The organism is Pseudomonas sp. AB39(2026) (assembly GCF_059831485.1).
The window spans coordinates 4,085,903-4,103,893 of the sequence record NZ_CP195212.1 but is presented as its reverse complement, the minus strand read 5'-3'; the positions used below and the strand labels follow the sequence as shown (position 1 = coordinate 4,103,893).

Genomic DNA, 17,991 nt, shown 5'->3' with positions numbered 1-17,991 from the left:
AGATGGTCGACAAGATTCCGATTCTCAAGATGGGCCGTTACCTGTTGCTCAGCATCCAGATAGACATGCATGACCAGTTGGCCATGGACCTCCAGGAAGACCTTACTGAACAGATTGTCCGGCACAGTGCCAAGGGTGTGCTGATCGATATTTCTTCGCTGGAAATCGTCGACTCGTTCATCGGCAGAATGCTGTCCCATATAGCCAGCGTTTCTCGCATCCTGGATGCCAAGGTGATTGTTGTCGGCATGCAACCGGCGGTAGCAATCACTCTGGTGGAGCTAGGCCTGGAACTGCCAGGTATCGCCACGGCGCTGAATGTCGAAAAAGGCATGCTTTGGCTGGAAACACACGTGAACGATGATCTGGTCGCAGAGGTCGAGAGTGACGAGCACAGAGACACTCCCGCTGAAACAGGAAACTGACATCGTCATTATCCGCCAAAGGGTTCGCAAGGCAGCTGAAGACGCAAGGCTAGGCCTGGTATCCCAGACCAAGATCGTGACAGCGGCCAGCGAAATTGCGCGTAATGCCCTGATCTATGGGGGTGGTGGCGAATGCCTGCTGGAGCGTACCTTCCGTGACGGCCGAGCGGCGGTACGGCTGATAGTGGCGGACAAAGGCCAAGGCATCGCCGACATGAACCAGGCCATGGTAGACGGCTACACCTCTGGCAATGGCCTAGGCCTAGGGCTCAGCGGTGCCCGACGGCTGGTAGACCATTTTGCGATACAAAGCGCCCAGGGCGAAGGCACTACCGTGGAACTGTGGAAATGGAAGTAGATAGCCAGGCGTGCAGCCTGGTGCTGCCGATCAGCGACTTGGCGCATGTAGATGCTGCCCGCCGCGCCATTGTGCGCCAAGCCAGCCAGCTTACCAGCGAGGAAGCACTGATCGGCAAGCTGACCTTAGTGGTTCAGGAGCTTGGCCGCAACCTGGTATTGCATGGCGGAGGTGGGCAGCTGATCTACCGGCAAGACGAGGGCTGCCTCAACCTGCTTGCCGTTGATACGGGTCCTGGTATGGCGAATATCGCCCAGTGCCTGGCCGACCATTATTCGTCCATCGGTACCCTGGGTGTAGGGCTGGGCGCTGTAAAACGCCTGGCCGATACCTTTGATATCTTCAGCCAGCCTGAGCAAGGCACTGTGGTGTTTGCCAGCTTCAACCTGGCCAGTGCGCCTGTTGCCATGAGGCACGGCGCTGTGTGCGTCCCCTACCCCGGTGAAACCGTGGCAGGAGATGCCTGGGCTGTCTCAGGCTACCGCGTGATGGTATGCGATGGCCTGGGCCATGGCCACGCTGCCAGCGCTGCCAGTGCCTTGGCCCGGCAGGTGTTCCTCGCACACAACCCTGCAACCCCTCTGGACCACCTTATGCAGCAGTTGCATCACGCGTTGATGCCTACCCGCGGTGGCGCGGTAGGTATCGCCGAAGTAAAACCCGAAGCACGCCAAGTGACGTACTGCGGCATCGGGAATATTGCCGGTATGCTGTTGGGCGACAAGCCACGCAACATGATCTCCAGCAATGGCACGGTTGGCTACCGAATGGGTCGAACCCCTACGTATTCCTATCCCTGGGACCCAGGCACTGTGCTTATTCTGACCAGCGATGGCATCAAGACCCGATTGGACACAGGCCGCTACCCTGGCCTGACCGCGCGCCACCCCGAAATTATTGCAGCCTTGCTGCACCGGGACTTCAGCCGCCAAACCGACGATTCCACGGCGGTGGTGGCCCGAATTGAATGACCTTTTGAGGTTGTGCAGCCTGTCGATACAGGCTGAAACCGATGTGGTGATGTGCCGCCAGGCTGCCCGGCAGGTGGGCGACTGGCTAGGCCTGCCAAAGCTGGACCAGATCCGCTTGGCCACTGCTGTATCGGAGCTTGCCCGCAACATTTTCCAGTACGCGGGCAGTGGTGCCTTTCATTTCTATCTGAAAAGCGATGCTGCCGGGAAGGCGTGTGCCGTGCTCTTTGATGCCGTCGATCAAGGCCCTGGCATCAGGGACCTCGACTACATCCTGAACGGAAGTTATGTATCGACAACCGGCATGGGCGTAGGGCTACGGGGTGCTCAGCGGTTGCTGGATGTTTGGGAGATCCGGACAGGCGCTGAGGGCACTACCATTCATGCGGGCAAGGCTATCCACCCGTCTCTGCCGTTCCCAGATGACCGCCATATCGAGACCCTTAGGCGCGCACTGGCTGATGCAGGGCTGGCCGACCCGTTCGTGGCCTTGCAGGAACAAGGCTCGGAGCTGTTGCTGACGGCGGCTGAGCTGCAGATCAAACAACGCGAGCTGGAAGCCACTAACCTGGAACTGGAAACCACCAACAAAGGCGTGGTGGCGCTTTACTCTGAGCTGGAAAAAACTGCTCACGAACTCACTTCTGCCAGTGAGTCCAAGAGCCGATTCTTTTCCAACATGACCCATGAATTCCGCACGCCGATCAATATCATCGAGAACATTTCGAAATTGCTGCTCAACGGCACAGATGGCGACCTCAATGTCGAGCAGCTCAAGCAGGTGGGCTTTATCAGCGCAGCCGCCGGCGAACTGGCAGACATGGTCAATGAACTGCTGGACCTCGCTGAGGCGGAGTCCGGCAGGATGGAGGTTGTGGCGTCGGCGTTCTCGCTGGATACGTTCGTGGAGCAGGTTCGGCAGTTTACAGCCGCACTGGCGCTGCGTTATCCCGACTTGGAGTGGGAAGTGATTTCGATCGACCACCCGGTCATGCTGGAAACCGACCGCAACCGGCTGTTCCAAGTGGTGCGGAACCTGATCAGCAATGCGTTCAAATACACGCCTGAAGGCTCGGTAACCCTGCGCGTGTTCCAGCCCAGCGAAAACACCCTCGAATGGGTGGTAGAGGATACCGGGGTAGGTATTTCAGAAGGTAATCTTGAGCGCATTTTCGAGGAGTTTGCCCGCATCCGGATGCCCGGGCTTACCCAAGTGCAGGGCAACGGCCTAGGGCTGTCGCTGGTACAAAGGCTGGTTCTGTTGCTGCAAGGCACTATTAGCGTGAGCAGCACCCTAGGGCAAGGCAGCCGTTTCAGTGTAGAGATTGCCCGCTGCCTGTGTGACAAGGCTGAAAGCGATTTCAGAAGCCTGAACCTTGAAGGGCTAAGCGTTCTGATCATTGATGACAATGAAGGTGATCGCTACCTGTTGCGTCACCTGCTTGAGCCTTACAGCCCGCTTATCATCGACGCTACCACAGCGGCTGACAGCATCGACAAATTGCATGCTGTACGCCCCGATATCATTTTCCTGGACCTGGAGTTGCCGGATATCTACGGTGCCGATCTGCTCGAAAGCATGGACTGGGCAATGCATGCGCGTGTTCTGATCAATACGGCCAAGCCATTGGGTGAAGCCGAACGGCTGGCCCTCGGCGGGCAATGTGCGGGCATGCTGCTCAAAGGGCAACCCAACTACGTCGAGTCGGTACTGCAGCAGGTGCACCGCCTCTCCAGGAGTTTGCGCGATGCGTACTAGGCGGATCCTGATTATCGATGACATGCAGGCCAACCGGTATGTCCTGCGCAAGATCCTGTCCCACGAGCCTCAGTACGAGGTACTGGAAGCCAGTAATGGTGCAGAGGGCCTGGCGCTGATCGATGCGTCTATCGATCTGGTGATCCTGGATATCAACCTGCCGGACATGAGTGGGTTCGAATTGATTCGCGATGCCGAGGCCAAGCTGGGCAGCGACCATATGCCTGCGGTCATCAATATCTCTGCAACGTTCATCAGTGGTGCCGACAAAGCCATGGGGCTGAACAAAGGTGCCCGTGCTTACCTCACCCACCCTATCGACGGGCAGGAAATGCTGGCCACCATCGCCAGCCTGGTGAAATCCGAGAACCGCCTGGAACGGGTAGAACGCAGGCGCAAAGTAGCTGTGGCTAGAAATGAAAGCCTGCGGTCTGAAAAGATCATGCTGGAACGCTTCATGCGATCGTTCAGCCATGACCTGCGTTCGCCGTTGGCCGCCGCCACCATGGTCGCAGGTCTTATGAAGAAGAACCCTGCCAGGCGTACTGAAGAATTGCTTCAGATACTGGAAGAAAACCTTCGGCGCATCGACCGTATGATCGGCAACGTCCTGGACATTTCCCATGTGGCCATGGGAGGTGGCATAAAGCTGGTGGCCGAACCGCTGGTAACCGGTCCGTTGTTCGAAGACGCCTTGAACAACCTCAGGCTGCAGTTGCCCCAGCCGATTGAAGCGCAACTGGCGGCAACAGACAACGTGGTGCATTGGGATCGCAATGCGTTCCTGCGCATCCTGGACAACCTGGTTATCAATGCCAGCAAGCATGGCGGCCAAGCGTCACCCATCCTGGTAAGGCAATGGGCTGAAGGTAACGACATTTACCTGACCGTTTCCAACGCGGGTAGCTTCCCCGATGAGGTACTGACCAACCTGGCAACGCCCTACTTCATCTCTACCCGCAGCGAAACAAAGGGCTGGGGGCTGGGCCTACCCATTGTGAAGGCCTTGTGTGAAAGCTGCGGGGGCCATGTGTCGTTCAACAACGACAATGGCAATGCCACTGTCGCAGTGCGCCTTCCCCTCTCCCTGCTAGGCACCGCTGGCAGGGAGTGAAGCGTAGCGCTGCGATGGCTTCAAAGGCCGTCGCGGGCAATGTCCATGGCAAAGTACGTAAGGATGAGGTCAGCGCCTGCACGCTTGATGGCGCCCAGGCTCTCGCGCATGACACGCGCTTCGTCAATGGCACCGGCCAGGCCACCGAACTTGATCATGGCGTACTCGCCACTTACCTGGTAGGCCGCCAATGGCAAGCGGGAGGCCTCACGGATGTCTCGAATGATGTCCAGATAGGCACCTGCAGGTTTTACCATGAGGGCATCGGCGCCTTCCTGTTCGTCCAGCAATGACTCACGCACCGCTTCACGGCGGTTCATGGGGTTCATCTGATAGGCTTTTCGGTCCCCCTTGAGGGCCGTTCCACCGGCTTCCCGGAAGGGGCCATACAACGCCGAAGCAAACTTGGTGGAATACGCCATGATTGAGGTCTGGTCGAACCCGGCCGCATCCAGCGCTTGGCGAATGGCTTGAACCTGGCCGTCCATGGCAGCCGAAGGGGCAATGAAGTCCGCACCGGCCTGGGCAGCCACAACGGCTTGTCGGCCTAGGTTCACCAAAGTGGCATCGTTGTCCACTGCCTCACCATGCAGTACGCCGCAGTGCCCATGGGAGGTGTACTCACAGAAGCAGGTGTCCGACATCACAATCATCTCGGGCACAGTGTCCTTGCAAATCCGCGCCATGCGCGCCACGAGGCCGTTTTCGTTCCAGGTGTCACTGCCCGCAGCATCAAGGTGGTGGGACACCCCAAAGGTCATTACGGAGCGGATGCCCGCCCGTGCGTAACGCTCGATCTCACTAGCCAGGCGTGATTCGGGAATGCGATTGACCCCAGGCATGCTGGTGATGGGCACGAAATCATCAATGCCCTCTTCCACAAAGATCGGCAGCACCAAGTCCTGAAGTTGGAACTCTGTTTCTTGAAACACTGACCGCAGCGATTCCGAACGGCGCAAGCGGCGCGGACGGCTGACGGGAAACACATTGCTCATTTGGATACCTTTGCATGGTTAACTGACGCGCGCGTAACCGCCGGGCACGCCCTTCTTGGATAACACCCACTGCCACAGCTGAATCTCTCTGGCTCTGAAGGCCCCGGCGCAGGACAACAGATAATAACGCCACATCCGGAAGAACGGCTCGCCCATGTGGTCGGCAAAGCGAGGCCAGGCCGCTTCGAACCGTTCACACCATGCCATCAAGGTCTTGTCGTAATCGGCGCCGAAATTGTGCATGTCCTCGGCCACGAACAACCCGTCGATGGCATCCCCAACCTGTCCAACGGAAGGAAGGTCGCCGTTGCGGAAAATGTACTTGTCGATCCAGCGGTCCGTTGTGCTGTTGCGCTTGTTCTTGCCAATGGTGTGGAGCAGAAACAACCCGTCCTGTTTAAGGCAGCGGTGAACCGTTTCCATGTATAGCCGATGGTTCTTGCGGCCCACGTGCTCAAACATGCCTATGCTGACAATATGGTCAAACGGCTCATTGATATCCCGATAATCCTGTAGGCGAAAGTCCAGTGGCAGGCCTGGATAGCGGGCCTTGGCCCAATCACATTGCTCGCGGGAAATGGTCACGCCCACACAGGTTACGCCGTAGTGCTGAGCTGCATAGGCCATGAAGCTGCCCCACCCACACCCGATGTCCAACACACGCTGCCCGGGTTGCAGCTTTAGCTTGCGGCAGATCAGGTCCAGCTTAGCAACTTGGGCTTGCTCCAGCGTGCTGGCGTCCTTCCAATAACCGCAGGTATAGGTCATGCGGGAATCGAGCATGCTTTCATAGAACTCATTGCCCAAGTCGTAGTGCTGCTCCCCCACCTGCCAGGCACGGTCCTTGTTCTGTAAGTTGATCAGCTTGGCCTTGACCGCGTGAAACATTAGTGCCGAGGGGTTCACCAGGTCAGCTACGCCGGCACGCAGCAGGCGCGCGAAGAATTCGTCGAGACGCTCGGCATCCCACTCTCCCCGCATATACGCTTCCCCAAGCCCCAAGTTGCCTTCGGCCAGTGCGCGCGCAGGCACGCCAGGGTCATTGAGGGTCATGTCCCATGGCTGTACACCGTGCATGCCGATGCCAGCCCTGGCCAATAGCTGCTGGGCGAACTTCAGCGAGCTGGCGTTGGCGCCAACAGGCGCGCCAGACGTTGAACCGGAAAGCTTGGTATGCATAGCAATCCCCTCTTCGAAAGGTTTTACCTGGCAAAGCGGTACTTGGAAACGAAGGCAATGACCCGACCGTTACAGTGTAGTGACCCAGGCTGGCAACGAAGTTCCAGCGCTACGGCAATCAAAACGCAGTGGCAGAGGCCAGAGCAGGCCCACCCTTAGGTAGGCTTGCGCAATGAATACGTGTGGTAGCAAGCGTATGCCGGCCAGGGGACCAGCGTCCAACCCCCCAGCAGGAAACTGACTTACCTGCTTGGCAACAATAGCGTGCTGTTACACACCAGCCGAGTGCCTGCTGGCAGCGGGCAACAACCCATCAGCCCGGAACATATGACGAATGCCGCGTATGGCCTGGCGTATACGGTCATTGTTCTCGATCAGCGCGAAGCGTACATGGTCATCACCGTAGTCCCCGAAACCAACACCTGGGGATACACACACCTTGGCTTCGGCAAGCAGCTTCTTAGCGAACTCCAGTGAGCCCAAGTGAGCATAGGGCTCAGGGATCTTCGCCCAGACATACATGGAGGCTTTAGGGTTTTCCACCATCCAGCCGGTTTCATGCAAGCCTTTTACCAAGGTATTGCGCCGTTGCCGGTATTGCTCGGCGATATCGCGAACGCATTGCTGATCGCCCTCCAAGGCGGCAATGGCAGCCACCTGCAGCGGGGTAAAGGTGCCGTAATCGTGGTAGCTCTTGATCCGGGCCAAGGCCGACACCAGTTCTGGGTTACCCACCATGAAACCAATACGCCAGCCCGCCATGTTATAGCTCTTGGACAGCGTAAAGAACTCCACAGCGATGTCTTTGGCCCCAGGCACTTGCATGATGGAGGGCGCTTTCCAGCCGTCGTACACGATGTCCGCGTAGGCAAGGTCATGAACCACCAGCACGTCGTAGCGCTTGGCCAAGGCTACGACGCGTTCGAAAAAGTCCAGCTCCACGCATTGCGCCGTGGGGTTCGACGGGAAGCCCAGGATCATCATCTTGGGTTTGGGAATGGACTCACGAATGGCACGTTCCAGCTCATTGAAAAAATCTACACCGGGCACCAGTGGTACCGAGCGTACCTGTGCACCCGCAATGACAGCGCCGTAGATATGAATCGGGTAGCTGGGGTTGGGTACCAGCACGGTATCGCCCTGATCCAGGGTTGCCAGCATCAGGTGTGCCAGGCCTTCCTTGGAGCCGATGGTGACAATGGCCTCGTTTTCCGGATCTATCTCTACCTGATAACGGTCCGCATACCACCGTGAAATGGCGCGGCGCAGGCGTGGAATACCCCTTGAAGTGGAATACCCGTGGGTATCTTCACGTTGGGCCACACTGACCAGCTTCTCGACAATATGAGGAGGCGTAGGGCCATCTGGGTTACCCATGCTCAGGTCGATGATGTCTTCACCACGACGGCGGGCGGCCATTTTCAGGTCTGCGGTGATATTGAATACGTAGGGGGGGAGACGATCTATGCGCGCAAAGCGGCGCGGCGAACGGAGTTCGGGCATGCTGTCCTCGATGTACGTAAGCGCCCGGAACCGTCCGAGCGACGTGGCCATATGGCATGGCTGGCAATGAAGATAAGGGTAGCCACCGTGCGCTGTCCAGTACGCAGCCATGAAAAAACCGGGCATTGCCCGGTTTTGTCATACATCGATAGGGCTTACGGCAGTGCCGATGTCAGCAGGAAACCCGCAGAGGCCTTGAAATCCACCGACATCATCACACTGAGTGCCGTGATGGTGAAAATGGAAAACACGAACAGCTTGCGTGCCCATACCCGATCATCCGCCGCTTTGTACCCCGTCCAGGCCATGTAAAGCCAGTACATACCCATGGCCGCTGCAACGGCCATGTAGCTGAGGCCAGCGTAGCCACAAAGCGTCAGCATCAACGTGGCCAGCACAAAGGCCAGAATGTAGTACAGGATGTGGCGTTTTGCGACGGCGATACCGCGCTCCACCGGCAATACCGGAATGGAGGCTGCCTTGTAGTCATTGAACCGGAAGATTGCAATGGCATAGGAATGCGGCATTTGCCATAGGCTGAACATCACCAGCAAGGTGAGCGCGGCTATGTCGAAACGCCCTGTCACGGCCACGTAGCCGATAACCGGAGGCATTGCGCCTGACAAACTTCCCACCAGCGTGCCATGCACCGATTTGCGCTTGAGGTAGAGACTGTACAGCCCTACGTAGATCGCAAACCCGATCAAGCCACAGAAGGCGGCCAGGGGGTTGGCCACTTTATACAACAGGCCAAACCCCAGGAGCCCTAGGACTGCCGCATAGACCAGGGCCAACTTGATCGAAATCAGACCCTGGACAATAGCGCGGTTCCGGGTGCGCTCCATCTTCACATCGATGTCGCGGTCAATGCAGTTGTTGAATACACAACCCGACGCCACTACAAGCGATGTACCCACCACTGTGGCAAGGAACAGACCGAGATCGATATGCCCTTGCGCAGCCAGGAAAAAGCCGCCTGCCACCGAAAGCACGTTACCGAAAATGATCCCCGGTTTGGTGATTTGGATAAAGTGCTTAACGGACATGCAAGCTACCTCACTTCGCTAGCATGAAGTGGTGCACGCTGAACATGATCCACAGCGAAAGGCCAACCAGCAGTGCAATGATGATGAAGGAGAAAATCCCCGCAATCACATTCCAGCGCTGCTCGGAGGAGCGGTCCAGGTGCAGGAAGCACACTAGGTGAACCAGCACCTGAACCACCGCGAATACCAGCACGATGGTGAGAATGGCCGCCTTGGACATCGACTGGAACATCACCAGGCCAAACGGAATCACTGTCAGAATCACCGACAGGATAAAGCCGACCATATACGACTTGGTGCTGCCGTGACTTGCGCCGCCGGCGGAATGGTTGCTCGCCATTACAAGGCCCCCATCAGGTAGACAACGGTGAATACGCAGATCCAGACCACGTCCAGGAAGTGCCAGAACAAGCTGAGGCAGTTCATACGCGTCTGGTTAGTGCTGGTAAGCCCGTTCTTGCTGATCTGGGCCATCATCACTGCCATCCACAGCAGACCGCTGGACACGTGCAGGCCGTGGGTGCCCACCAGCGTGAAGAACGCTGACAGGAAGCCACTGCGCTGCGGGCCGTAGCCTTCAGAGATCAGCTTGTGGAACTCGTTGAGTTCCATGCCAATAAAACCAAGGCCGAACAGGAAGGTGATGAACAACCAGGTCATCACGCCGCTCTTGTTGCCCTTGTGCATTGCCAGCATGGCAAAGCCGAAGGTGATCGAGCTGAACAGCAGCAGGAAGGTTTCGACCAGGACGTAGTCCAGTTCGAAGATCTCATGCCCGCTTGGGCCGCCGGCGAAGTTGCCAGCCAGCACCCCGTATGCGGCGAAGATCGACGCAAACAGGATGCAGTCCGTCATCAGGTAGATCCAGAAGCCGAAGACAGTCATGCCCCCGGCATCGTGGTGATCGTCGTGCCCATGCTCGTGGCTATGGGCGACTTCACCGTGCAGAACGGTATTAGCCATGATTCAAACCTTCTCCAACGTGGAGTTCACACGAGTACCGCTAGGCACGCCGGCATGGTAGTTGGCCAGTGTTCGCTGGCGCTCACCTTCGATACGAGCGACTTCTGCCGCTGGAACGTAGTAGTCAATGTCGTCGTCATAGCTGCGCACGATCAGGGTCACGATCATGCCTACGAAACCAACGGCCACAGCCCACCAGATGTGCCAGATCATGGCAAACCCGAAGATTAGGCTGAAGAACGCAATCACTACGCCCATGCCCGTGTTTCGCGGCATGTGAATCTGTTTGTAGTCAGCGGCGTTAGCGGTCGCTTCTGCACGCTCCTTCATGCCCCAGTAGGCATCCAGGTCGGAAACCACTGGCACTTCGGCGAAGTTGTAGAACGGTGGTGGCGAGGACGTGGACCATTCCAGGGTACGGCCATCCCATGGGTCACCGGTCACATCCATGTTCTTCTTGCGGTCACGGATCGAGACATAGATCTGCAGCAGCTGGAAGCCAATACCAGCGGCAACGAACAGTACACCGACCATGGCCACGTAGAACCAGGGGGTCCACTCCGGGTTATCGGTGTGGTTCAGGCGACGGGTCATGCCCATGAAGCCCAGCACGTACAGCGGCATGAAGGCAAAATAGAAGCCGATCAGCCAGCACCAGAAGGAACACTTGCCCAGGCGCTCGTTGAGCTTGAAGCCAAAGGCTTTCGGGAACCAGAACGTGAAGCCTGCCAGGTAACCGAATACAGCACCACCGATGATCACGTTATGGAAGTGCGCGATCAGGAACAGGCTGTTGTGCAGCACGAAGTCCGCACCTGGAACTGCCAACAGTACGCCGGTCATACCACCGATACTGAAGGTCACGATGAAGCCAACCGTCCATAGCATCGGTGTCTTGAACTCGATGCGGCCGCGGAACATGGTGAACAGCCAGGTGAAGATCTTCACACCCGTCGGTACCGCGATCACCATAGTGGCAATACCGAAGAAGGCGTTGACGTTGGCGCCTGCACCCATGGTGAAGAAGTGGTGCAACCACACCATGAACGACAGCACAGTGATGGCGATGGTCGCCCATACCAGCGACACGTACCCGAACAAGCGCTTTTTGGAGAACGTAGAGGTGACTTCCGAGAACACGCCGAAGGCCGGCAGGATCAGGATGTACACTTCAGGGTGGCCCCATGCCCAGAACAGGTTGACGTACATCATCGGGTTGCCACCAAGCTCGTTGGTGAAGAAGTGCATACCCAGATAACGGTCAAGCGAGAGCAGGAACAGTGTTGCGGTCAGGATCGGGAAAGAGGCCGCGATCAGAACAGCGGTGCACAGGCAGTTCCAGGTGAACACCGGCATTTTCATCAAGGTCATGCCAGGGGCACGCATCTTGAGAATGGTCACGATGAAGTTCACACCGGTCAGCAATGTACCCAGGCCGGATATCTGCAAGGCCCAGATGTAGTAGTCCACCCCTACTCCCGGACTATACTGCAACCCGGACAACGGCGGGTAGGCAACCCAGCCCGTCTTGGCGAACTCGCCCACACCCAGAGAGATGTTAACCAGCAGTACACCTACCACGAAGAACCAGAAGCTCACCGAGTTCAGGAAAGGGAAGGCGACATCGCGAGCACCGATCTGCAGGGGCACCACGATGTTCATCAGGCCGATCATGAAAGGCATGGCCATGAAGATAATCATGATCGTGCCGTGAGCGGTGAAGATCTGGTCATAGTGCTCAGGTGGCAGGTAGCCTGTTGACCCACCCGTAGCCATAGCCTGTTGTGTACGCATCATGATGGCGTCGGCAAAGCCGCGGATCAGCATGATGACGGCCACGGCGATGTACATCACACCGATTTTCTTGTGGTCGACAGAGGTGAACCACTCTTTCCAGAGATAGCCCCACTTCTTGTGGTAGGTGATCGCCGCGAACACACCCGCCCCGAGCACGGCAACGACGGCGAGGGTCACCATCACTATCGGCTCGTGGAAGGGTATCGCTTCCAGCGTTAATTTACCGAACATCTCTTACTCCTCTGCCCCAGCAGCTGAATTCTCACTTACTTCCTTACCTTCCTGACCAAGCACACCTTTCTCGTGCATCCCGTGGTGGCCAGCGCCCATGCCTTCATACTTGTCGATGATGGTATGGAACAGGTTTGGCGGCACGGAAGCGTACAACGCGACAGGGTTCTTCTCGCTTGGTTTGGCCAGCGCGGTGTATTCGGCCGAATCAAGTTTCTTCGGTGAATTTTTTACTTCGTTTACCCAGCTGTCGAACGCTGCCTGGGTAGTGGCTTGCGCCTGGAAGCTCATGCCAGTGAAGCCCGCGCCACTGTAGTTGGCCGAGATACCCTGGAAATCACCTTCCTGGTTGGCAATCAGGTGAAGCTTGGTCTGCATGCCTGCCATGGCGTAGATCTGACCACCCAGCGCAGGAATGAAGAAGGAGTTCATCACAGCATCTGACGTGATCTCGAACGCAACCGGTGTATGTGCAGGGAATACGATTTTGTTGACTGTGGCGATGCCTTGGTCTGGGTAGATGAACAGCCACTTCCAATCCAGTGCCACGACTTGGATGCGCACAGGCTTCACATCCGAATCCAGTGGGCGGTACGGGTCAAGATGGTGAGTGGAAACGTACGTCACATAGCCCAGAACGGCGATGATGATGAGAGGAACACCCCATACGACTGCTTCGATCTTCGTGGAATGGGCCCATTCCGGCGCATAGGTAGCGTTGCGGTTAGACGCACGGTACCGCCATGCGAACAGCAAGGCCATGACGATCACCGGGATAACCACCGTGAGCATCAATGCAAATGCGAGAAGAATCAGGTTTCTCTCGTCGATGCCCACCTGCCCCTTGGGATTGAGCAGGGTCCAGTCGCACCCACTGAGAAAAAGCATGCCGAAAAAGGGCAATATGCCAAACAGTCTGGGGTAACGCTTTTTACTCATCTCACGACCTCTAAAGCTTGCTTCAATGCAATGTGTGTTGTGATCGCCAACACTTTGTCCTGCCAAGCGTTAGCATTTTTCGATATCGACCATGAGGAAGCCTGGTAACCAGCCACTGCTGAATCAGGCAACCAGTGTCGTGCAGTGCTCAAATTGCTTTGACTCGTCGGATTATAGGCAAGTCGCCCGGATGCGCCCCATTACTGGAGGCACTCACCGTAAGGGTAGACAACCGGACACCATCAGGTGCCTCAAATGAATTGAAAAAAAAGGCGCATACCTTGATTTTCAAGGCCTGGAGAGGCTTACCTGGCGGAAATTGCCGCGATTGTAGTGAGCTAACCCCATGATGAATATGACTTATATAGCAACAGTACCTTACGAATTATGCAACAATCCAGCTGACTTTCAACCCTCTGCGACATGATGTCGCATGGCTTGCGAAGCGGCGGCGACCCAGGAAATATCGACCTTTCAGAGCTTTCCCCTAGGCCGAATTGCATAGGGTTACTGTTGCATAATTGCAAAGCCGGGCACGATTCATGACACGCGCCGGTTACGCCAGATGCCTAGCGGCACCAGTACTGCCGTGAGGGCGAAGGCCACCAGTGCCCACTGTGCCAGTGAAAGCCCCAGCACAGGCGGATAAGGTGTTGTGCAGAAACCTTGCACTTCAAAAACCGACGGCAGGAGCTTGGCCAGGGGCAGGCCATCTACAATGGGCTGCAGCACATCTACCCCGCAACTGGATTCGGGGTGAGCCAATACCCAGGCATGCCGGCCTGCTGCAACTAGCCCGCCTAGCGCACTCACCACTACAAAGGCCTCGCACGCTGTAACGCCACGCTTGCCGGGAATTGCTGCGCCAATGAAGGCAAATACCGCAATGAGCAGGAACGCATAGCGCTGCAGGATGCACAAAGGGCATGGCGCCTCTCCGAGCACCACCTGCATATAAAGAGCACCGCCCAAGATGGCCAGGCAGATGACGCCTAGTAACATGAGAAAACGGCGCTCGCGGCCGAGCCAGGCATAGTCAGGGTTCATGAACGTCCTTTAGCGCCGCACTGCGACGACAGTAATGCGGGGCGATAAAATAGCATCGTTGGTCCAGGCACAGTAAAGGTTCGAGCGATTAAACCTCAGTTAACTGCGTACGAATATTGCTACAGCGGTGCCGGACGCCCTCTGATCAAGGGTTTAACACATTCAAGCTGCAGCAGATCTGGCCGATACCCTGTGTATATGTTCTGCGGTTTACCGCACTCGAGTCAGAAGGCAGTTATGTCCCAAGCACCCACTGAGTCCCTCTCGCTTCTGCTGTTCACCTTGCGCAGCGGCAAGTTGATGGCCATCAATCTCTTGAAAGTGAGTGAGATCATCCCTTGCCCTGCATTGACCCGCCTTCCGGATGCTCACCCTCATGTTCGAGGCATCGCTACGCTTCGGGGCGCTACGCTGTCGGTTATTGACCTTAGCCGTGCAATCGGCGAACAGCCATTGGCAGACCCTTCCGGCGGATGCCTGATCGTCACGGATGTAAGTCGATCGCGGCAAGGCCTGCATGTTCAGGCGGTGAGCCGAATCATTCATTGCCGCTCTACGGACATACGCCCCCCTCCCCCGGCCTCTGGGGGCCGGGCCTTTATCACCGGAGTGACACAAGTAGACGGTGTATTGGTTCAAGTGCTAGATATCGAGAAGGTGATTCACGGTATCGCCCCTCCACGGCGCGAAGCCCCTGTGGGCGACTTGACCCCCGAGCAGGCCGAGCTGCTGGCGCAGGCACGGATTCTTGTGGTGGACGACAGCCAGGTGGCACTGCAGCAGTCGGTCATTGCCCTGAGAAGCTTGGGCATAGGATGCCACACCGCCCGAAGCGCCAAGGAAGCCATGGCCCGACTGGTTGAGCTTCAAGGTACTGCGGCAGCAATCAACATCGTGGTGTCAGATATCGAAATGCCGGAAATGGACGGGTACGCGCTGACACGTACGCTGCGGGACAGTACGGCGTTCAGCCGCTTGTACATTCTGCTTCATACTTCCCTGGACAGTGCCATGAACAGCAAGCGGGCCGAAGAAGCAGGCGCGGATGCCGTGCTCACCAAATTTTCCTCGCCGGAGCTGACCGAATGCCTGATTCGAGCAGCGAGGGCCGTGACCCGCCCGCCTTTCTCAGGCTAAAGCTGTATAAGGAGGCTTCCTACGTTGACGAACCACCCTGTGAACCCAGGAGCAACCTGAGGCACCAGTAGCCGTAAGGCGGTGGTAAAGCCTAGCAGCAGCAGGCCAGGTACAACGCAGCATGAGGTAGGCATGGCAGACTCTTTCAGCAGTTGTGCTGTAGTGTCTGCGTTAGAGTCTCTAAAAATCTATCAGCTGATTCTGCGCCTTCTGTGGGAAAGTTCTGTATTTCCATATCCTTCTGCCCATTGCCTGGACTATTTTCAAACGTACCTGGGTGCTGCTGGTTTGTACAAGACAGGCAGTATTCCTTAGTACTCTGTTTCAGAAGGTTTTCTCTAATGCTCGCGTTGAAATGCAATTAACGTGACCCAGATAGTAGCACCTAGTCATCACTGAATACCTTGTGACCTGATTCCAGCGTACCTAGACTAGTTTTGCCTTATCCCAGAGCCATTGCCACGTCAGTGTCTCGCGTCTGCTTGGCCATGACTGCCGAGCGCTTTCCCATGGCAGGAAGCAGTCGTCAGTAAAACAGTCGCCCAACTGATCGAAGGTGATGCTCAACGTAAAGTGGCCCTGTACAACCTTCCATTGCAAGGTGTGGTAGACGCTTCTCAAAACCCGGAGCTGGTAAAGGTACCGGCCTCGCTTAAACGTCAACTGCTCTTTGGCCGTGCCGTCTCTGCCCCTGTACGTTGCGATATTCTGTGGGATGCAGCGCTGTATCAGGCCAAGAGGGAAGGTCGCAACCACGTGTGCCATGCTGGGAGGGCATTGCATTCCCAAAAAAAACGCCGGCAGCACCGGCGTAAGAGGGATTTACAACAGGGGATAACGGAGATGAAATCAGCTGGCGCGAGCGATATTGCGAAGCGCTTTAATCTGGTCATGATTGCGCTGTACGCCGTGGAACTGGCGTTCTATCAACGCGTAGATGTGCGCAGGTAGCGGTTCTTGAAGTGCTTCTGAGTAGGCTTTCTTGGCCACGTCTTCACCGCGCTCGGCTTCGTTGAGCACAGCTTCTTCGCTTTTGCCCGTAATCAACGATTTGAGGTCCACCCAACGGCGGTGCAGGTCAGCGCTAAAGCTAGTGGAGTCTTCCGGGCTGCCACCCAACTGAGTGACTTCTGCTTGCAGTTCGCCAGCAGCCGCACCACACTCTTGAGCATGTTTGAGGAACAGTGCCTTAAGCTCAGGGTTCTTCACGTCATCGGCACATGCCTTGAAACCTTCTTGGCCGTCTTTGCAGGTTTCGATCAAGTGGTTGAGCACCGATACCACATCATTGCCAGACTTGGTCATTTGCCCTTCTCCTGAATATTTAGTCGTTGTATTGACAAGAGCAGGGTCCATGCCAACTGGCAATTATTATGAAACCCCATTATTTTCAAACAGTTAACGCCAAGAGAAACCCTTCGCCATCATTCGGAATGCAAGGCAGTGTTCGCTTGGCATTGCAAATTGCACGCTTTGATCACGCCATTTGAACGAGCCCGGCCACACGCCCATGGATTTTCAGAAACTCGAACTGCTTGTAACGACCCGCATGCCCTACGGTAAATACAAAGGCCGCGTGTTGGCCGACCTGCCTGGAAACTATCTGGGGTGGTTCGCGCGTCAGGGGTTCCCCCATGGCGAACTGGGAGCTTTGATCGCGCTGATGCACGAAATCGATCACAACGGGCTGAATGATTTGCTGGCGCCCTTGCAGAAAAAACATCAGGCCGAAAAATGAAAAAGGGTGCGCTGACCAAGCGCACCCCTGAACCCTGCCCTGCTTGTACGGCTAGAACAGCTCGACGGCCTCACGGCTGCTTTGTTCGACCTTGTCCCACTCCCCTGCTTTGATCCAGGCTTTGTCCAACATCCAGGTGCCCCCTACGCACATCACGTTGGGCAGGCTCATATAGGCTTTCAAGTTGCCTACGTTTACACCGCCGGTTGGGCAGAAACGTACGTCACCGAAGGGCCCGCCGAACGCTTGGATGGCCGCCGCGCCCCCGCAGATTTCAGCGGGGAACAGCTTGAAACGGCGGTAGCCAAGTGCGTAGCCCATCATGATCTCTGACGCCGTGGCAATGCCTGGCAACAGTGGAAGCGCGCTTTCAACGCCCGCTTCGAGCATGTCCTGAGTCGCACCCGGCGTCACCACGAACTGGGCACCCGCCGCCTCCACAGCTGCAAACATATGGCGATCCAGTACCGTGCCCGCCCCTACCGTCAAGTTCGGCCGCTGTTGACGCAACAACTCGATAGCCTTCAGCCCAAACTTGGACCGCAGTGTCACCTCAAGGCACGTAAGCCCACCGGCGGCCAGGGCATCGGCCATCGGCAGAATTTCGCGTTCGTCGTTGATCACGATCACTGGGAGCACGCGCGCGCGCTGTGCGATCTCGTCGATCAATGTGACCTTGTCCGCCATGCGGGCTTGTTGTTCAGGCGTCATAACGGCTGATCCTTGGCTCAGGGGCGCCGGTTCGTGCCCGGCAGGGTGGTTGAGAGAAGCGAAGCCAGCGCTGGGCTA

Annotated in this window: 18 protein-coding genes; 7 read left to right on the top strand and 11 right to left on the bottom strand. The window is 56.8% G+C overall.

Going from position 1 to position 17,991, the window contains the following annotated elements; all coding sequences use genetic code 11:
• The first annotated feature begins 2 nt into the window (after nucleotides 1-2).
• Genes ACSAMW_RS18835 through ACSAMW_RS18815 form a run of 5 tightly spaced genes read left to right on the top strand, consistent with a single transcriptional unit; the run spans nucleotide 3 to nucleotide 4,627 of the window.
• Nucleotides 3-425, top strand: coding sequence for an STAS domain-containing protein (locus ACSAMW_RS18835; protein ID WP_500591577.1), 423 nt, complete (start codon nucleotides 3-5; stop codon nucleotides 423-425).
• Nucleotides 385-783, top strand: coding sequence for an ATP-binding protein (locus ACSAMW_RS18830; RefSeq protein ID WP_324616861.1), 399 nt, complete (start codon nucleotides 385-387; stop codon nucleotides 781-783). Before ACSAMW_RS18835 ends, ACSAMW_RS18830 begins: the two co-directional genes overlap by 41 nt.
• On the top strand, nucleotides 774-1,754 hold the full coding sequence (locus tag ACSAMW_RS18825) for a SpoIIE family protein phosphatase (RefSeq protein WP_500591576.1): 981 nt from the start codon (nucleotides 774-776) through the stop codon (nucleotides 1,752-1,754). The genes ACSAMW_RS18830 and ACSAMW_RS18825 overlap by 10 nt, the downstream gene beginning before the upstream one ends.
• Nucleotides 1,747-3,513 (top strand): ATP-binding response regulator, encoded by a 1,767-nt coding sequence (locus ACSAMW_RS18820; protein WP_500591575.1) that lies wholly within the window; start codon nucleotides 1,747-1,749, stop codon nucleotides 3,511-3,513. The genes ACSAMW_RS18825 and ACSAMW_RS18820 overlap by 8 nt, the downstream gene beginning before the upstream one ends.
• Nucleotides 3,503-4,627, top strand: coding sequence for a hybrid sensor histidine kinase/response regulator (locus tag ACSAMW_RS18815; protein ID WP_500591574.1), 1,125 nt, complete (start codon nucleotides 3,503-3,505; stop codon nucleotides 4,625-4,627). The genes ACSAMW_RS18820 and ACSAMW_RS18815 overlap by 11 nt, the downstream gene beginning before the upstream one ends.
• Before the next feature lie 20 nt (nucleotides 4,628-4,647).
• On the opposite strand, the gene hemB is transcribed toward ACSAMW_RS18815, so the two are convergent.
• The 9 genes from hemB to ACSAMW_RS18770 all read right to left on the bottom strand — a co-directional run bounded on the left by hemB (nucleotide 4,648) and on the right by ACSAMW_RS18770 (nucleotide 14,327).
• Complete coding sequence (hemB, locus tag ACSAMW_RS18810) at nucleotides 4,648-5,622, bottom strand: porphobilinogen synthase (protein ID WP_500591573.1); 975 nt, start codon at nucleotides 5,620-5,622, stop codon at nucleotides 4,648-4,650.
• 18 nt (nucleotides 5,623-5,640) lie between these two features.
• A complete protein-coding gene (gene cfa / locus ACSAMW_RS18805; RefSeq protein WP_500591572.1) occupies nucleotides 5,641-6,801 on the bottom strand; it encodes a cyclopropane fatty acyl phospholipid synthase in 1,161 nt (386 codons plus the stop codon).
• Nucleotides 6,802-7,071: 270 nt separating this feature from the next.
• Complete coding sequence (gene alaC / locus ACSAMW_RS18800; protein WP_500591571.1) at nucleotides 7,072-8,304, bottom strand: alanine transaminase; 1,233 nt, start codon at nucleotides 8,302-8,304, stop codon at nucleotides 7,072-7,074.
• Nucleotides 8,305-8,459: 155 nt separating this feature from the next.
• Nucleotides 8,460-9,350 (bottom strand): heme o synthase, encoded by an 891-nt coding sequence (gene cyoE / locus ACSAMW_RS18795; protein WP_500591570.1) that lies wholly within the window; start codon nucleotides 9,348-9,350, stop codon nucleotides 8,460-8,462.
• Between the two features lie 10 nt (nucleotides 9,351-9,360).
• Complete coding sequence (gene cyoD, locus ACSAMW_RS18790) at nucleotides 9,361-9,690, bottom strand: cytochrome o ubiquinol oxidase subunit IV (protein WP_168082336.1); 330 nt, start codon at nucleotides 9,688-9,690, stop codon at nucleotides 9,361-9,363.
• Complete coding sequence (locus ACSAMW_RS18785) at nucleotides 9,690-10,313, bottom strand: cytochrome o ubiquinol oxidase subunit III (protein ID WP_168082337.1); 624 nt, start codon at nucleotides 10,311-10,313, stop codon at nucleotides 9,690-9,692. The genes cyoD and ACSAMW_RS18785 overlap by 1 nt, the downstream gene beginning before the upstream one ends.
• A 3-nt stretch (nucleotides 10,314-10,316) precedes the next feature.
• Entirely contained in the window at nucleotides 10,317-12,341 is a 2,025-nt protein-coding gene (gene cyoB, locus ACSAMW_RS18780; RefSeq protein WP_500591569.1) for a cytochrome o ubiquinol oxidase subunit I, read from the bottom strand.
• Nucleotides 12,342-12,344: 3 nt separating this feature from the next.
• On the bottom strand, nucleotides 12,345-13,280 hold the full coding sequence (gene cyoA, locus ACSAMW_RS18775; RefSeq protein WP_500591568.1) for a ubiquinol oxidase subunit II: 936 nt from the start codon (nucleotides 13,278-13,280) through the stop codon (nucleotides 12,345-12,347).
• A 540-nt stretch (nucleotides 13,281-13,820) separates the two neighbouring features.
• On the bottom strand, nucleotides 13,821-14,327 hold the full coding sequence (locus ACSAMW_RS18770) for a disulfide bond formation protein B (protein ID WP_500591567.1): 507 nt from the start codon (nucleotides 14,325-14,327) through the stop codon (nucleotides 13,821-13,823).
• Nucleotides 14,328-14,564: 237 nt separating this feature from the next.
• Here ACSAMW_RS18770 and ACSAMW_RS18765 point away from each other — a divergent pair, with 237 nt between their 5' ends.
• Nucleotides 14,565-15,464: a chemotaxis protein gene (locus ACSAMW_RS18765; protein WP_500591566.1), complete on the top strand. Its 900-nt coding sequence runs from the start codon at nucleotides 14,565-14,567 to the stop codon at nucleotides 15,462-15,464.
• An 849-nt stretch (nucleotides 15,465-16,313) separates the two neighbouring features.
• Here the strand turns inward: ACSAMW_RS18765 and ACSAMW_RS18760 are convergent.
• The gene (locus ACSAMW_RS18760) at nucleotides 16,314-16,769 is read right to left on the bottom strand and encodes a PA2169 family four-helix-bundle protein (RefSeq protein ID WP_500591565.1); all 456 of its coding nucleotides are present in this window, start codon (nucleotides 16,767-16,769) and stop codon (nucleotides 16,314-16,316) included.
• A gap of 205 nt (nucleotides 16,770-16,974) precedes the next feature.
• Here ACSAMW_RS18760 and ACSAMW_RS18755 point away from each other — a divergent pair, with 205 nt between their 5' ends.
• The gene (locus tag ACSAMW_RS18755; protein ID WP_500591564.1) at nucleotides 16,975-17,202 is read left to right on the top strand and encodes a DUF3820 family protein; all 228 of its coding nucleotides are present in this window, start codon (nucleotides 16,975-16,977) and stop codon (nucleotides 17,200-17,202) included.
• Nucleotides 17,203-17,253: 51 nt separating this feature from the next.
• On the opposite strand, the gene ACSAMW_RS18750 is transcribed toward ACSAMW_RS18755, so the two are convergent.
• Nucleotides 17,254-17,913, bottom strand: coding sequence for a bifunctional 4-hydroxy-2-oxoglutarate aldolase/2-dehydro-3-deoxy-phosphogluconate aldolase (locus tag ACSAMW_RS18750; protein ID WP_500591563.1), 660 nt, complete (start codon nucleotides 17,911-17,913; stop codon nucleotides 17,254-17,256).
• Between the last annotated feature and the right edge of the window lie 78 nt (nucleotides 17,914-17,991).

What these genes read in the sequence shown, in the direction of transcription:
- alaC (WP_500591571.1), bottom strand. Translation starts at nt 8,304, where the DNA reads ATGCCCGAACTCCGTTCGCCGCGCCGCTTTGCGCGCATAGATCGTCTC.
- ACSAMW_RS18755 (WP_500591564.1), top strand. Translation starts at nt 16,975, where the DNA reads ATGGATTTTCAGAAACTCGAACTGCTTGTAACGACCCGCATGCCCTAC.
- cfa (WP_500591572.1), bottom strand. Translation starts at nt 6,801, where the DNA reads ATGCATACCAAGCTTTCCGGTTCAACGTCTGGCGCGCCTGTTGGCGCC.
- ACSAMW_RS18785 (WP_168082337.1), bottom strand. Translation starts at nt 10,313, where the DNA reads ATGGCTAATACCGTTCTGCACGGTGAAGTCGCCCATAGCCACGAGCAT.
- ACSAMW_RS18815 (WP_500591574.1), top strand. Translation starts at nt 3,503, where the DNA reads ATGCGTACTAGGCGGATCCTGATTATCGATGACATGCAGGCCAACCGG.
- ACSAMW_RS18825 (WP_500591576.1), top strand. Translation starts at nt 774, where the DNA reads ATGGAAGTAGATAGCCAGGCGTGCAGCCTGGTGCTGCCGATCAGCGAC.
- cyoA (WP_500591568.1), bottom strand. Translation starts at nt 13,280, where the DNA reads ATGAGTAAAAAGCGTTACCCCAGACTGTTTGGCATATTGCCCTTTTTC.
- ACSAMW_RS18760 (WP_500591565.1), bottom strand. Translation starts at nt 16,769, where the DNA reads ATGACCAAGTCTGGCAATGATGTGGTATCGGTGCTCAACCACTTGATC.
- hemB (WP_500591573.1), bottom strand. Translation starts at nt 5,622, where the DNA reads ATGAGCAATGTGTTTCCCGTCAGCCGTCCGCGCCGCTTGCGCCGTTCG.
- cyoE (WP_500591570.1), bottom strand. Translation starts at nt 9,350, where the DNA reads ATGTCCGTTAAGCACTTTATCCAAATCACCAAACCGGGGATCATTTTC.
- ACSAMW_RS18835 (WP_500591577.1), top strand. Translation starts at nt 3, where the DNA reads ATGGTCGACAAGATTCCGATTCTCAAGATGGGCCGTTACCTGTTGCTC.
- ACSAMW_RS18750 (WP_500591563.1), bottom strand. Translation starts at nt 17,913, where the DNA reads ATGACGCCTGAACAACAAGCCCGCATGGCGGACAAGGTCACATTGATC.
- cyoB (WP_500591569.1), bottom strand. Translation starts at nt 12,341, where the DNA reads ATGTTCGGTAAATTAACGCTGGAAGCGATACCCTTCCACGAGCCGATA.
- ACSAMW_RS18765 (WP_500591566.1), top strand. Translation starts at nt 14,565, where the DNA reads ATGTCCCAAGCACCCACTGAGTCCCTCTCGCTTCTGCTGTTCACCTTG.
- cyoD (WP_168082336.1), bottom strand. Translation starts at nt 9,690, where the DNA reads ATGGCGAGCAACCATTCCGCCGGCGGCGCAAGTCACGGCAGCACCAAG.
- ACSAMW_RS18770 (WP_500591567.1), bottom strand. Translation starts at nt 14,327, where the DNA reads ATGAACCCTGACTATGCCTGGCTCGGCCGCGAGCGCCGTTTTCTCATG.